Below are 12,724 nucleotides of genomic sequence, written 5' to 3'. Positions count from 1 at the left end.
TTCGGCCCGCTGACTCCGCCCCGGCCGGCACAGCGCCCGGCCGGGGCGGAGCCGTGTGCGCTCCTCCTCCGGCCCTCACCACTCCCGCGTGGCGATCAGCTCCTCCACGTCCGCGTCCGGGAAGCCGTACGCGGACGCGACGAAGGCGAAGTCCTCGGCCATCTCCTCCCGGGCCACCGTCTCGATCTCACTGCCCGCCGCCTCGAACGCGGCCTCCAGGTCGTTGAACTCCTCCGTGGCCGCCTGCGTCAGCGCGTACAGCGCGGCGAGGCCGGCGGGGCGCTCCCGCTCGATGCGCTCGCACAGGGCGAGCAGGACGGCGCGCCCGCGGTCCACCACGTGGTCCGGGTAGTAGCCGTCGTCGTACAGGCGCCGGAGGAACGGACGGGTGCTCACCCGCTGGTCGCTGATCGGCATGGCGTCCTCGGCCTCGGTGGTCGGTCGATGTGGCACCTTGATCCTGCCGGACACCACTGACAACGCCCCTGGAGCCGCCTCGTGACCGACGCCCCGCCGCCCTTCGAGCTGCTGCCCGGGGCCGGGCGGTCCCCGGTGATCCTCCATGTGCCGCACGCCGCGCGGGAGATACCGCGCAGCGTGCGCGCGGGGATCGCGCTCGGCGACGAGGAGCTGGCGCGGGAGCTGGACCACATCACGGACGCGCACACGGACCGGATCGCCGAGATCGCGGCCGGGCCGGCCGGCGTCACGCCGTGGCGGTTCGTCAACCGGCTGTCGCGGCTGGTCGTCGACCCGGAGCGGTTCCCGGACGAGCGTGAGGAGATGCTCGCCGTGGGGATGGGGGCGGTGTACACGCGGACCACGCACGGCGACGCGTTGCGGTCCGAGGGCATCGATGCCGGGCCGCTCGTCGAGCGGTACTTCCTGCCCTACGCGCGGGCGATGACCGAGGCCGTGGCGGACCGGCTGGAAGCCACCGGGCGGGCCGTGATCATCGACGTGCACTCCTACCCGAGCCGGAGGCTGCCCTACGAGCTGCACGGGGAGGGGCCCCGCCCGGCGGTCTGTCTCGGCACCGACTCCTTCCACACGCCTCCCGCGCTGCTGGACGCCGCCCGGGAGGCGTTCGGGGAGACGGAGCTCGACACGCCGTTCAGCGGGACCTACGTCCCCCTGGAGTTCTACGGGAAGCGGCCCGAGGTGAGCGCGCTCATGGTGGAGATCCGCCGGGACACCTACATGACCGAGCCGGGCGGCCCCGCCGGGCCCGGGCTGGAACGGCTCGGCGCGGCACTGGCCGGGCTGGTCGACGCCGTGTCCCGCTGAGCCGTCCGGCCGGTGATCCGGGGCCCGGCCCGGTGGCTGGGCCCCCGACCCGGTGCCTCATCCCCCCGACCTGGTGACTAGGCCCGCAGCCACTCCGTGACCACCACGTCCTCACCCGTCCGCAACCGCAGGGCGAACGGGCCGGACAACGGCACGTCGCCGGCGAAGCGGCCCAGGTCGTCGGCGGTGAGCGGGGAGCCGGGGCGCGGTCCGCCGAGGACCTCGATCCGGGCCGGCTGGGGCGGCAGCACCTGCCCCATCAGCCCCCGTGCGGTCACCTCCACGTCGACGGTCACCTCGCCCGCCCGGAAGGTCAGCATCCGGGGCGCGTCACCGACGCCCCGGACCGGGAGGGCGTCGACCAGCGAGTCGAAGGTCAGCTCGGCCACGCGCGCGTCCAGGTCGTGCAGCGCGTAGGCGTCGACCGCGATCTGCTGGAGCTCCGCCGGCACCGGGTCGAGGACGGCGGCGGCCTGCCGCAGCTCCTCCTCCAGCAATCCGGCGGCGAACTCCTCGTCGCCCCAGTCCTCTTCGCCCGACGGGCCGTCGTGGTCCAGGCCGTCCCTGCCCCGCGAGGACAGATCCTCGTTCAGGTCGTCGGCGTTCATGACATCGTCGATGTCGTCGTCGTTCATGTCGTTGTCGTTCACGTCGCTCACATCGCCCCCCGCGCCTCGAGCCGGGCCCGCAGGCGCCGCAGACAGCGCTGGCGCAGGGGCCCGATGCTGCCCACCGCGATCCCCAGCGCGGCGGACACGTCCTGGTAGCTGGGCGGCGGCGTGGCCATCAGCACCCGCAGCAACTGTCTGCACCGCTCGCCCAGTTCCTCGAACTCCTGCCACAGTCGCCGTACGCGTTCGCTCTGCGCGGCGGCCTCCTCGGAGTCGAGCAGCGACTGTTCCGGCGTGCCGTCCTCGCTGACCCGGTCCAGCAGCCGGGGATCGTCCGTCAGAGTCAGCCGCTGGGAGTTCCTGATGACCTTGAGACACTCATGGCGCGCGGTGCTCGCCAGCCACGCGCCCGCCTTGCCGGGCTCGCGGATCCGCCCGAGGTGCTGGGCGAAGCGGAACCAGGCCGTCTGGTACACCTCGTGGGCGTCGGCATCGGAGAGCCGGTGGGCCCGGACGACGGACCACACCAGCGGGCTCAACCCCTCCACGAGCGCCTTCCAGGCCCCCGCGTCACCGTCGGCGGCCGCCTGGACGAGCGCGCCGGCATCAGTACGGTCCACGGCAGCCCCACCCCTCGAGTACGGCACGTCATCGTACGCCGTGGAGGGGACGGCTCCGGTCCTCACAGCCCGGGGCCGAGGCGCACGACCGGGACCGGGCGCCAGGTGGGCGGACGCAGTGCCGGGACGTGCGCGCCACGCACCTCCGCGAACTCCGTGTTGGCGGCGAGGAGTTGCTGCCGCGCAGTGCGGGGATCGGTCTCCTTGTGCGCCGTCATGTGGGCGGCGACCAGGCCGGCGGTCACGGGGGCCGCGAAGGAGGTGCCGCTCCACTGCGCGTACCCCTCGAACATCACCTGGTCCGGCTTGGCGGCGTTGCCCTCGTCGCTCAATACGCCGCTGTGGCGGGGGTGCTGGCAGGTGCAGCCGTAGGAGAAGCCGTAGCGGCAGGCGTCGTACGTGGAGTGCTGGTACACGTACGGGACGGGCGAGTCGAAGCCGGTGAGGGCGCTGATGAGGCGCTCTCCGGGGGCGTAGACCTTCACCCAGGGGCCGTGGTTGGTGAAGCAGGCGCCGAACTCGCCGTCGCTGCGCAGGGCGCCGACCGACAGCACGGAGTCCTCCCAGCCGGGCAGATCGGCGTAGGCGGCGGGCCAGAAGGGCGCCGCGCTGGCGTTGTTGCCCGCGGCGGCGACCAGCAGGGTGCGCTGCTCGCGCAGTTCCCGCATGAAGGTCTCGACGCCGAGCAGACCGTCGGTGCGGCCGTTGGAGGTGCCGGCGGAGAGGCTGAGGACGTCGGGCCAGCCGCCGGCGTCGACGGCCTCGAAGAGCTTCTCGCCGAACTCCGACTCCAGGACGGCTCCGGCGTCGTTGAGGGTGCCGCGGACGGTGATGTCGGTGTTGGGCGCGACGGCGGCGACGAGCCCGGCGATGAACGTGCCGTGGCCGACGTACTGCTGGAGGACGCCCTGGTCGTCGCACTCCCGCACCTGGGCGTCGCCGTCGGCGTGGGCCAGCAGGCCGCAGGAGCGGTAGTCGCGCATGAGGCCGGTGTCGACGACGAGGACGCCGACGGCGGTGTCCGGGTCGTGGGGGGTGTCGGCGGCGGCCGGGTTGGGCGGCTCGCTGAGCGGGGCGGGGACCGGTTCGTCGCCGGGGCAGGCGTTGACCGCGATGTGCACCACGTGGTTCCGGGCGACCATCCGGCGCCCGGCCCGGGTCTCCTGTTCCCGTACGGAGCGCAGGGCGTGGGCGACCGCCCGGTCGGCGTCCCTGGCGCCCTCACCGGGGTCGCCGACACGGATGCGGGTGATGCCGCTGCGGCTGGTCCGCGGGCCCGCCCGGCGGATCTGCTCCTGGTCGAGGTCGGGTGCGGCCGTGAAGTGCGCCCGTACCGTGTCCTCCACGATCCGGGCCTCCTCGCCGTCGCGGACGAGGACCACACCCTTCTCGTACATGAACTCCGCCGAGTCGTCCGGGCCCATCGCCAGGGGGACGTCCGGCATCGAGCGCTGGATCTGGTCGAACTGCTCGTGGAATCGCTGAGGTGCCATGGCGGGTCCTCCCGTTGGTGCGACGACGTCGACCGGTTCCGCTGAGCGGTCGTCAACATGAGGCGCTTCGCCGTCTCTTGATACAGCTCGACACCTGTGTGGTGCGCTCCGGGACCACTACCATCCGAGGGTGACAGCGGGAAGCAGCGACTCGGTGACGGAACTGCTGCCGATGGTGTTCGCCGACCCGGGCGAGGCTCTCGCGAGGGCCCGGGCGCTGCTCGACGCCGGTCCCTCCCCGCTGGACGCCTCGGTCGCCCACCAGGTGATCGGCATCTGGCAGCGGGACTTCGGCGATCTGCGGCTCGCGCTGCACCACCTGCGGCGGGCCCGAGAGTGCGCGGCGCGCGCCGGCTCGGCGGACCGCGAGGCGGACGTGCTGGCCACGCTGGGCGTGGCGCTGGTGCACGCGGGCCGCACCCGGGAGGGCCTGTCGGCCTTCGAGCGGGGTGTCGCGCGGGGCGCGGGGCACACCAGGGCGCGGGTGCTGTACCGGCGAGCGTATGTGTGGTGGGTGCTCGGTCACCACCGGGAGGCGCTGGAGGACGTGCGCCGGGCAGTGCCCGTGCTGCGGCAGGCGGACGACGTGATCTGGACGGCGCGGGCCCTGACCCTGCGGGCCACCGTGCATCTGGCGCTGGGGTCGGTGGAGCGGGCGGAGGCGGACTTCACGGCGGCCGAGGCGCTGTGGGACACCACCGGCCAGGAGCACGACAAGGCCGACGCGGTGGAGAGCCGGGGTCTGGCCGCGTTCCGGTCGGGGGACGTACCGGCGGCGCTGCGGCTGCTGGACGAAGCGGAGGAGCGGTACGCCCGGCTCGGCACACCGACGTTCATGCTGAACATCCGGCGCTGTGAGGTGCTGATGGCGGCCGGTCTCGCCCCGGAGGCGCTGGCCGAGGCGGACGCGGCGATCGGAAAGCTGGACGGGATCGGCGGGCAGTCCACCCGCAAGGCGGAGCTGCTGCTGGCCGCCGCGCGGGCCGCCCGGCCGGCGGGCGATCCGCACACGGCGATCGCCCGTGCGGCCCTCGCGGTACGGCTGTTCGCCGGGCAGCGGCGCACCTGGTGGGAGACGCACGCCCGGCTGGTGCTGATCGAGGCTCGGCACGCGGCCGGGCGGGGCTCGGGGCGGCTGGTCGCCGACGCCGCCGCGGTGGCCGGGAAGCTGGCGTCGTTCGGCTCACCGGCCGCGCCGGAGGCATCGCTGCTCGCGGGCCGGATCGCGCTGGATCTGGGCTGGACGGCGGACGCGGAGCGGCACTTGGCCGTGGCCGCGCGCAGCCGGCGCAGCGGTCCGCCCCTGGCACGGATGACGGGCTGGGCGGCGCAGGCGCTGCGGGCGCAGGCCGCCGGGTCGGCCCGGGGCGTCCTGGAGGCCTGCCGGCGGGGCCTGGACGTCCTGGACGACCACCGGATGACGCTGGGTGCCTCGGAGTTGCGGGCCCGCGCCACCGAACAGGGCGCGGAACTGGCGGCCTTGGCGCAGCGGGCCAGTCTGGTCTCCGGCGGGCCGCGGCGGTTGCTGGTGTGGAGCGAGCGCTGGCGTGCGACCGTGCTGTCCACACCGCCGACCCGGCCGCCCGCCGACCCGGAGCTGCTCAGCGGCATGACGGCCTTCCGCGAGATCGCCTCGCGTGCGGAGGCCGCCCGGATGGAGGGCCGGCCGGTCCCGGCGCTGGAGCGTGAACAGCGGCGTCTGGAGCGGGAGATCCGCTCCCGCACGCTGCACATGAGGGGCGAGACACCCGGGGGCGGGGACCGGTTCGACGTAGGCCGGCTGCTGGAGCGGCTGGGTGACGAAGTCCTGCTGGTGGAGCTGGCCGTCCTCGACGGGCAGGTGCAGGTCCTGCTGTGCGGGCGGGGGCGGGTGCGCCGGTTCGAGGCCGGGCTGCTCGCCGAGGCTGAGACCGAGGCCGAGCACGTACAGGCGGGGCTGCGGCGACTGGCCCACCCCGGGGCGGAGGCCCGGCTTCCGGTGGTGCAGGCGGCGGGACGGCGGTTGGAGGAACTGCTGCTCGGCCCGGCGGCGGCGCAGCTGGGTGGCGGCCCGGTGGTGATCGTGCCGCCGGGTCGGCTGCACCGGGTGCCGTGGGCGCTGCTGCCGTCACTGCGGGAACGGGTGCTCAGCGTGTCGCCGTCGGCGGGCAGCTGGCTGCGGGCCCGGGAGACCGCGCCGCCACCGGAGGACTGCCAGGTGCTCGTGCGCGGCCCGGGCCTGGCGACCGGCGGTGCCGAGGTGCCCGAGCTGGCCGGCCGGTACGGCTGTGCGACGGTCCTGGAGGAGGACGAGGCGCGGGTGCCGCGGGTGCTGGAGGAGCTGGACGGGGCGGCGTTGGCGCACATCGCCGCGCACGGCACGTTCCGCGCGGACAGCCCGCTGTTCTCGTCCCTGCGGATGGCCGACGGGCCGATCGTCGTGCACGACTTCGAGCGGCTGGACCGCAGCCCGTACCGGATCATCCTGTCCTGCTGCGACACCGCCCGCCTCGCCTCCGTCGGCGCCGACGAACTGCTGGGTTTGGTCACGGCGTTGCTGCCGCTCGGCACGGCCGGGGTGGTGGCGTGCAGCGCGCCCGTGAACGACGCCGCGGTGGTGCCGCTGATGCTCGCGCTGCACAAGGGCCTCGACGCCGGCCTGTCCCTGGCGGAGGCACTGCGCGACGCCCGGGCCGCCCTGCCGGGCGACGCGCTGCACCAGGCGACGGGCTGGGCGTTCTCGGCGTTCGGGGCGGCCTGACCCAGGTCTTGCCCGGGGGCCGGCCCCGGCCCCAACCGTCGGGAAGGGCCTGACCCGGTTCCCCTGCTCGGGGCGGCCTGACCCAGGTCTTGCCCGGGGGCCGATCCCGGCCCCCCGTCAGGAGGGGCCTGGCCCGGTTCCCCTGCTCGGGGCGGCCTGGCCCGGTTCCCCTGCTCGGGGCGGCCTGACCCAGGCCTTGCCCGGGGGCCGACCCCGGCCCCACCCGTCAGGAGGGGCCTGGCCCGGTTCCCCCGCTCGGGGCGGCCTGGCCCGGTCGCCCTGTTCACGACCCACCCTGTGTGGCGGCCTGACCCGTCCCCTGTTCGGGTCAGGCCGCCGGTCCCGGGCCGGTCAGGCCGGCTGGGCTTCCGGTGTGCGGTCCAGCCAGGGCAGGGCGCCGCGGTCGCTCGCGCCCAGTCGGGCGTAGGCGCTGTACAGGTGGTTGCCCACGGTGCGGACGGACAGCGTGAGGCGCTCGGCGATCTGCCGGTTGGTGAGACCTGTCGCCGCCAGGGTGACGATCTGCCGCTGCCGGGCGGTGAGTTCGCCGAAAACCAGCCCGGACAGCGCGGGCGTGCGGGCGCCCTGGCAGCGCCGGGCCAGGGCGACGGCCCGGGTGCGGGAGTGCCGGGCGGCGCGCGGGTCGCGGTGGACGCCCACGGCCTGGGCGTACGCCTCGGCGGCGAACAGCAACAAGCCCCGCTGCTCCAGCTCCCCGGCCACCTCGTCCAGGTCCGGTCCGTCGGCACGGGTCAGTGCGTCGGCGTGCCGGGCGAAGACGCCGCCGAGCCGGTCGATGACCTTCTCGGGGGCGCCGAGGCGTACGGCGTCGTAGGGGTCGGTGAGATCCTCCAGGTCCGCGTCCGGAGCGCCCGGCCTGTCCAGCACCGTCGAGGCGCGGTCGAGTTCGGCCCGGCAGGAGGCGTGTCCGGGCTCGCCCCGCAGGCCTTCCCGCGCCCAGGCCGCCGCCTCCCGCACCTCCCCCCGCAACCACGCGAACCGGGCGCGTACGGCTGCGTACCCGCCCGGCAGCACCCCGCCCTCGGCGACCAGCCACTCCCCCGCCGGCGTGGCAATCGCCCGTACGTCGGCCTGCTCGATCCGGCGGGCCAGGGCGGCCGACTCGGCGTCGAGGGCGGCGGCGTACGCCTCGGCCGTCCGCGCCAGCCGTCGGGCCCGCAGCCGGCCCGACGCGGCCCGCAGCACCGGCCCGTACAGAGGGTGGGCGAGACGGACGGCACCGTGGTCGTCGGCCTCGATCAAGCCGTCGGACTCCAGCACTTCGAGGGCGCCGAGGTCCAGGTCGTCCAGGTGCGACGGCAGGGGCTCGGCGAAGGCGAGGCGGTCCAGGGTCTCGCGTTCGAGCGGGCAGGTCCGGCCGAGGACCGGGGCGGTGCGTTCACGGACGGCCGTGGTCAGCGGGACGGGTCCCCGCCAGGCCCGCTCGTCGGTGTCCGGGACGGGGGTCAGCAGCCCGCGCACCGCCCCCAGCAGGTCGCGCAGCAGCCGCAGGTCGCCCCGGCTCAGACGGCACAGCCGGTTGGCGGTGAGCGCGTCGAGCGGGCCGACGCCGGCCGTGAGCAGCCGGCCGGTCTCCTCCTCGGGCAGCGGCTCCAGCGCGAGACGCGGCAGGAGTTCGCCGGTCCACAGCCGGGAGATCGCGCCGGGCACCGGGGCGCCGTCCGTGGCGACGACCAGCAGGCGGGTCCGTCCGTGCACGGCGAGTTGGTGGACGAGGGCGGCGGAGGCGTCGTCGAGCAGGTGCGCATCGTCCACCAGCAGCGTGCGGACACCGGACAGCAGCCGGACCGCGCGGTGCAACGTGACCGACTCCGGCAGCAGATGGGCGAACGCCGCGAAGGGGATGGCCCGGCTCTCGGGCGTACCGGCCGCCCGCGCGCAGTCGGCGCCGCGCATCGCCTCGGCGACGAGGCGGGTCTTGCCGCAGCCCGCCGGGCCTGTCACCACGATGCCGCGCCGCACGCCGGTCAACGACCGCCGGACCAGATCCAGTTCATTCTCCCGCCCGGCGAACGGCCAGGGCAGCTCCAGCGTCGTCGCGTCCCTCTCGTAAGTCATCACACAGACATGAGCGCGGCTACTCACCTTTGATACAGGGCGACTTGAGTAGCCCCCGACTCAGGCGCCCGGGGCGGTCCGCGGGGCAGGCTGTGGCCCATGACCGCACGCTACTGCTCGCTGGCTCAGGTGCCGGCGCCCGCCTTCGCACCGGGGCCGGCGGCCGAGCGGCTGAGCGCGCTCGGGGGCGGGCGGCGGAAGTGGGTCAACGGCACCGTTCTGCACTACTGGTTCTTCGACGGTGACACCGACGCGTCCGTCATCCCCGTGCCGGGGAGGGGGATGACGCGGCGGGTGTCGTGGGCCGGTGCCGAGGAGCAGCGCGACGTGGTGCGGTCGTGCTTCCGGGAGTGGCAGGACCTCGGCATCGGGATCGCCTTCACCGAGGTCGACGACCGCTCGGAGGCGGAACTGCGCATCGGGTTCCAGGCCGGCGACGGCTCCTGGTCGTCGGTGGGCCGGGACGCGCTGCTCGCCGGGCGGCAGGAACGCACCATGAACTTCGGCTGGGACCTGACCGCGCCCGGGGAGCGCGCGACGGCCCTGCACCAGATCGGGCACGCGCTCGGCATGCTGCACGAGCACCAGAGTCCGTTCGCGGGCATCCACTGGGACGACGAGGCCGTCTACGCCGAACTGGCGGGCCCGCCGCACCACTGGAGCCGGGAGCGGACGCACTACAACATCCTGCGCAAGCTGGGCCCCGACGAGGCCAACGGTTCCTTCTGGGACCCGCAGTCGATCATGGAGTTCCCGTTCGCGCCGGGGCTGATCCTGGAGCCGGAGCAGTACCGCGGCGGCCTCGACCCGCCCGGCACCCTGTCGGCCGCCGACAAGGAGTCGGTGCTGCGCTGGTATCCGCCGCATCCGCAGGGCTCGCCCGCGCTGGTGCCGTTCCGCTCGGCACCCCTCGGGCTCGGCCCGGGCGAACAGGCGGACTTCGTGATCGACCCGCCGGAGACCCGCACGTACACGCTGGGCACCTTCGGCGACTGCGATGCCGTAGTCGTGCTCTTCGAGGAGCGGGACGGGCGGCCCCGTTACGTCGCGGGCCGGGACGACGGGGGAACCGAGCAGAACGCCACGATCGGCGCCCGGCTCGTCAAGGGCCGGCGCTATGTCGTCCGCGTACGCCTCTACTCCGCCTGGGGCAGCGGCGAGACGGCGGTGATGTGCTGGTGACGGCACCCGTCCGCCGCGCGGACACCTGAGCCACAGTCCGGCACCGGGGGAACGGTCGAGGACGTCGCCCATGGGGGTGGGTGACGTCCTCGACCACGCCATGTGCCGGGGCACCGGCTCCCGCGGGCAGCGTGCGGCCCACCGGCGCGTGCGCCGCCCTCCGCGCGTGCGCCGCCCTCCGCGCGTGCGCCGCCCACCGCGCGTCCACGCCGATGTCCGGCCGGGGGCGGGGGCGCACACGCGACCGGCGCACGAGGTGCCTATGACCCGACGGCGCTCGCGGCGCAACACCGGGGATGAGGGGAAGCAAGTGGAGGTGTCCCGCCCCGATCGTGCCCGGCGACAATCTGCCGCACTACGGAGCGCAGATCGCGTTCGGCTGCCGGTCCCGCCACCGAGCCGGGAAGAAGCCGCACCCCGCGGCGGTGCCGAAGCCTCTCCCCCGGCATCCGGCATCCGGCATCCGGCGGCGGCCCGCCGGGCGGGGCGTCGGCCTCGGCCGACGGACTGTGGTCCTCCGCGTACCCGCACGGATGCGGCGGTCCCTGACGCCAGACCCCGTGGAGTAGCTGACGGCCCCCCGGCGGTGGAGCATGGAGGCAGCGGAAGGGGGGCTCTCGGCAGGAGACGCCGGTGGTGGACACAGACGTACTGATCGTGGGCGCGGGACCGGTCGGGCTGACCGTGGCGGCCGAGTTGCGGCGGCAGGGGGCCACCTGCCGGATCATCGACAGACTGCCGGCCAGGCTGCCCTACGCCAAGGCGGTGGGCGTGCAGCCGCGCACGCTGGAGGTCTGGGACCGGATGGGCATGGTGCGCGCCGCTCTGGAGGCCGCCGTGCCGATGCGCGGGCAGCTGACGTACGCCGACGGCGTCGAGCAGGCGCGCTTCGAGCTGCGGCTGCCGCCGGAGGTCCCCTACGGCTTCGCGGCCCTGCCGCAGTACGACACGGAGCGGATCATCGAGGAACACCTCGCCCGCTTCGGCACCGGGATCGAGCGGGGCACGGAGCTGCTGGGGTTCACACAGGACGAAGACGGGGTCGTGAGCCGGATCGTCACGGCGTCCGGCGCGCCGGAGGAGGTGCGGTCGCGCTTCCTGGTCGGCTGCGACGGGGCGCACAGCACCGTCCGCAAAGGGCTCGGGCTCACTTTCGAAGGGGGCGCGTTCCCGGAGGAGTACATGCTCGCCGACGTGGAGGTGGACTGGAACCTCCCGGAGGGCCACGCGGTGCGGTCCATGCACCACGGCGCCGACGGCCGTATCGACGACGCCCTGGTCTGCATCCCGCTGCCCGGAGAGCGCCGGTACCGCATGTCGATGCAGGTGCCGCCCGAGCTCTCGACGAAGGCCGAGAACCCCGCGCCGGGAGAGACGGCCCACGGCCTGGAGGGCGGACGGGCGCCCCGCCTGGAGCACATCCAGGCGGTCGTCGACCGGCTGTCGCCGGAGCCCGCCACCGCGTCCGCCATGCGCTGGTCGTCGGTCTTCCGCATCAGTCACCGGCTCGTCGACCGGTACTCCGTGGGCCGGGTCTTCGTCGCCGGGGACGCGGCGCACATCCACCCGCCGACCGGCGCGCAGGGCATGAACACCGGTATCCAGGACGCCTGCAACCTGGCCTGGAAGCTGGCCATCGTCCTGGACGGCGGCGCGCACCCCCGGCTCCTCGACAGCTACGACGCCGAACGGCGACCCGTCGGCGAGGAAGTGGTCGGACGCACGGTCCGCCATGCCACGGCGGGCGGCGTCCAGACCGCGAAGGACGACAGGACGACGGTGATGCTGCGCGAGGCGCAACTGCTCGTCGCCTACCCCGACAGTCCCCTGACCGCGACGAACGGGGCGGGCCCCACGGACGCGGACCGCCCCGGCCCGGGCGACCGGGCGCCCGACTGCCGCGGCCTCACCACCAGCCTGGCCATGACGCCCCTGCGCCTCTACGACCTGCTGCGCGACCGCGGGCACGTCCTGGTCCTCCACGCCGACTCGGCCGACGCGCTCACCGCCTGCCGCGACACCGCCGCTACCGCCGACCGGCTGACGGGCGGCACACTGCCCGCCTTCCTCGTCGCCGCCGGGGACTCGGACGCGGGGCGGGCCGTGCACGTCCCGGTCGGCGCGGACGGCAGGCGCCTGCCCGTGTTCCGGGACGAGGCGGGAGAGTTCGCGCGACTGTACGGCGTGGAGGGGGCGACGGCCTTCCTCATCCGCCCGGACGGCTATCTCGCCGCCCGCCTGACCGGGCTCGCGGCCGCGGAGACGGAGCCCGCGCTGGCCGACGCGCTCGGACGGGTCTTCCGCCTGTGACAGCACCGGACGGGCCGAGAGGCCGTGACGCGCCTGCGAACGCAAACGGGTGAGTGGCGGCTGCCACTCACCCGTTTGCGTCGGCGCGCCCGCAGGACTTCTCAGGACTGCGGACGGCTGCCGTGGTTCGCGCCGTTCTTGCGGCGGGCCTTCTTCTTGCGACGTCGCTTCGAGGACATCGAACCTCCTCTTTCGGGCTTTCGGTCACCAGCCACCGGATTGCGCGTCCGGTGACTACAGAGCCACTTTCCAGCCGACGCGAACGCAAACGCGCACGGGGAAAACGCACCCGGGTGGCCTATGTCACGGTGCCGGCCTGGCCGCGGTCGCACCTGCGCGGACATACCGAAGGGCTGTCTTCGGATGCCTCCGAAAACAGCCCTTCCATGCGACTCATACGAG

Annotated in this window: 10 protein-coding genes; 4 read left to right on the top strand and 6 right to left on the bottom strand. The window is 74.6% G+C overall.

Annotation, left to right across the window (positions count from 1 at the left end; translation table 11 throughout):
- Positions 1–75 precede the first annotated feature (75 nt).
- Entirely contained in the window at positions 76–417 is a 342-nt protein-coding gene (locus QOL88_RS34535; protein WP_097223313.1) for a DUF5713 family protein, read from the bottom strand.
- Between the two features lie 81 nt (positions 418–498).
- Here QOL88_RS34535 and QOL88_RS34530 point away from each other — a divergent pair, with 81 nt between their 5' ends.
- Positions 499–1,287 (top strand): N-formylglutamate amidohydrolase, encoded by a 789-nt coding sequence (locus QOL88_RS34530; RefSeq protein ID WP_097222156.1) that lies wholly within the window; start codon positions 499–501, stop codon positions 1,285–1,287.
- A 77-nt stretch (positions 1,288–1,364) separates the two neighbouring features.
- Here QOL88_RS34530 and QOL88_RS34525 read toward each other — a convergent pair whose 3' ends face one another.
- The 3 genes from QOL88_RS34525 to QOL88_RS34515 all read right to left on the bottom strand — a co-directional run bounded on the left by QOL88_RS34525 (position 1,365) and on the right by QOL88_RS34515 (position 4,011).
- Positions 1,365–1,922 (bottom strand): hypothetical protein, encoded by a 558-nt coding sequence (locus QOL88_RS34525; protein ID WP_373559361.1) that lies wholly within the window; start codon positions 1,920–1,922, stop codon positions 1,365–1,367.
- Positions 1,923–1,942: 20 nt separating this feature from the next.
- Positions 1,943–2,518 (bottom strand): RNA polymerase sigma factor, encoded by a 576-nt coding sequence (locus tag QOL88_RS34520; RefSeq protein ID WP_097222155.1) that lies wholly within the window; start codon positions 2,516–2,518, stop codon positions 1,943–1,945.
- Positions 2,519–2,580: 62 nt separating this feature from the next.
- Complete coding sequence (locus tag QOL88_RS34515; RefSeq protein ID WP_097222154.1) at positions 2,581–4,011, bottom strand: S8/S53 family peptidase; 1,431 nt, start codon at positions 4,009–4,011, stop codon at positions 2,581–2,583.
- A 172-nt stretch (positions 4,012–4,183) separates the two neighbouring features.
- Here QOL88_RS34515 and QOL88_RS34510 point away from each other — a divergent pair, with 172 nt between their 5' ends.
- Entirely contained in the window at positions 4,184–6,751 is a 2,568-nt protein-coding gene (locus tag QOL88_RS34510) for a CHAT domain-containing protein (protein ID WP_097223311.1), read from the top strand.
- 351 nt (positions 6,752–7,102) lie between these two features.
- On the opposite strand, the gene QOL88_RS34505 is transcribed toward QOL88_RS34510, so the two are convergent.
- The gene (locus QOL88_RS34505) at positions 7,103–8,830 is read right to left on the bottom strand and encodes a LuxR family transcriptional regulator AbsR2 (RefSeq protein WP_097222153.1); all 1,728 of its coding nucleotides are present in this window, start codon (positions 8,828–8,830) and stop codon (positions 7,103–7,105) included.
- Positions 8,831–8,929: 99 nt separating this feature from the next.
- Here QOL88_RS34505 and absR1 point away from each other — a divergent pair, with 99 nt between their 5' ends.
- Positions 8,930–10,012, top strand: coding sequence for a beta-glucuronidase AbsR1 (absR1, locus tag QOL88_RS34500; protein ID WP_097222152.1), 1,083 nt, complete (start codon positions 8,930–8,932; stop codon positions 10,010–10,012).
- A gap of 633 nt (positions 10,013–10,645) precedes the next feature.
- Complete coding sequence (locus QOL88_RS34495; RefSeq protein ID WP_097222151.1) at positions 10,646–12,322, top strand: FAD-dependent monooxygenase; 1,677 nt, start codon at positions 10,646–10,648, stop codon at positions 12,320–12,322.
- A 101-nt stretch (positions 12,323–12,423) separates the two neighbouring features.
- Here QOL88_RS34495 and QOL88_RS39030 read toward each other — a convergent pair whose 3' ends face one another.
- Entirely contained in the window at positions 12,424–12,501 is a 78-nt protein-coding gene (locus tag QOL88_RS39030) for a 50S ribosomal protein bL37 (RefSeq protein ID WP_370443954.1), read from the bottom strand.
- Positions 12,502–12,724: the final 223 nt, after the last annotated feature.

Source organism: Streptomyces sp. Ag82_O1-12 (assembly GCF_900182715.1).
Lineage (GTDB): Bacteria > Actinomycetota > Actinomycetes > Streptomycetales > Streptomycetaceae > Streptomyces > Streptomyces massasporeus.
Note: the sequence above shows the minus strand (reverse complement) of the source record. Positions and strands in the feature narration are given on the sequence as shown.

Excerpts from the sequence above, each read along its gene's own strand:
- QOL88_RS34535 (WP_097223313.1), bottom strand. The coding sequence starts at position 417 with ATGCCGATCAGCGACCAGCGGGTGAGCACCCGTCCGTTCCTCCGGCGC.
- QOL88_RS34525 (WP_373559361.1), bottom strand. The coding sequence starts at position 1,922 with ATGAACGACGACGACATCGACGATGTCATGAACGCCGACGACCTGAAC.
- QOL88_RS34515 (WP_097222154.1), bottom strand. The coding sequence starts at position 4,011 with ATGGCACCTCAGCGATTCCACGAGCAGTTCGACCAGATCCAGCGCTCG.
- QOL88_RS34510 (WP_097223311.1), top strand. The coding sequence starts at position 4,184 with ATGGTGTTCGCCGACCCGGGCGAGGCTCTCGCGAGGGCCCGGGCGCTG.
- QOL88_RS34505 (WP_097222153.1), bottom strand. The coding sequence starts at position 8,830 with ATGACTTACGAGAGGGACGCGACGACGCTGGAGCTGCCCTGGCCGTTC.
- absR1 (WP_097222152.1), top strand. The coding sequence starts at position 8,930 with ATGACCGCACGCTACTGCTCGCTGGCTCAGGTGCCGGCGCCCGCCTTC.
- QOL88_RS39030 (WP_370443954.1), bottom strand. The coding sequence starts at position 12,501 with ATGTCCTCGAAGCGACGTCGCAAGAAGAAGGCCCGCCGCAAGAACGGC.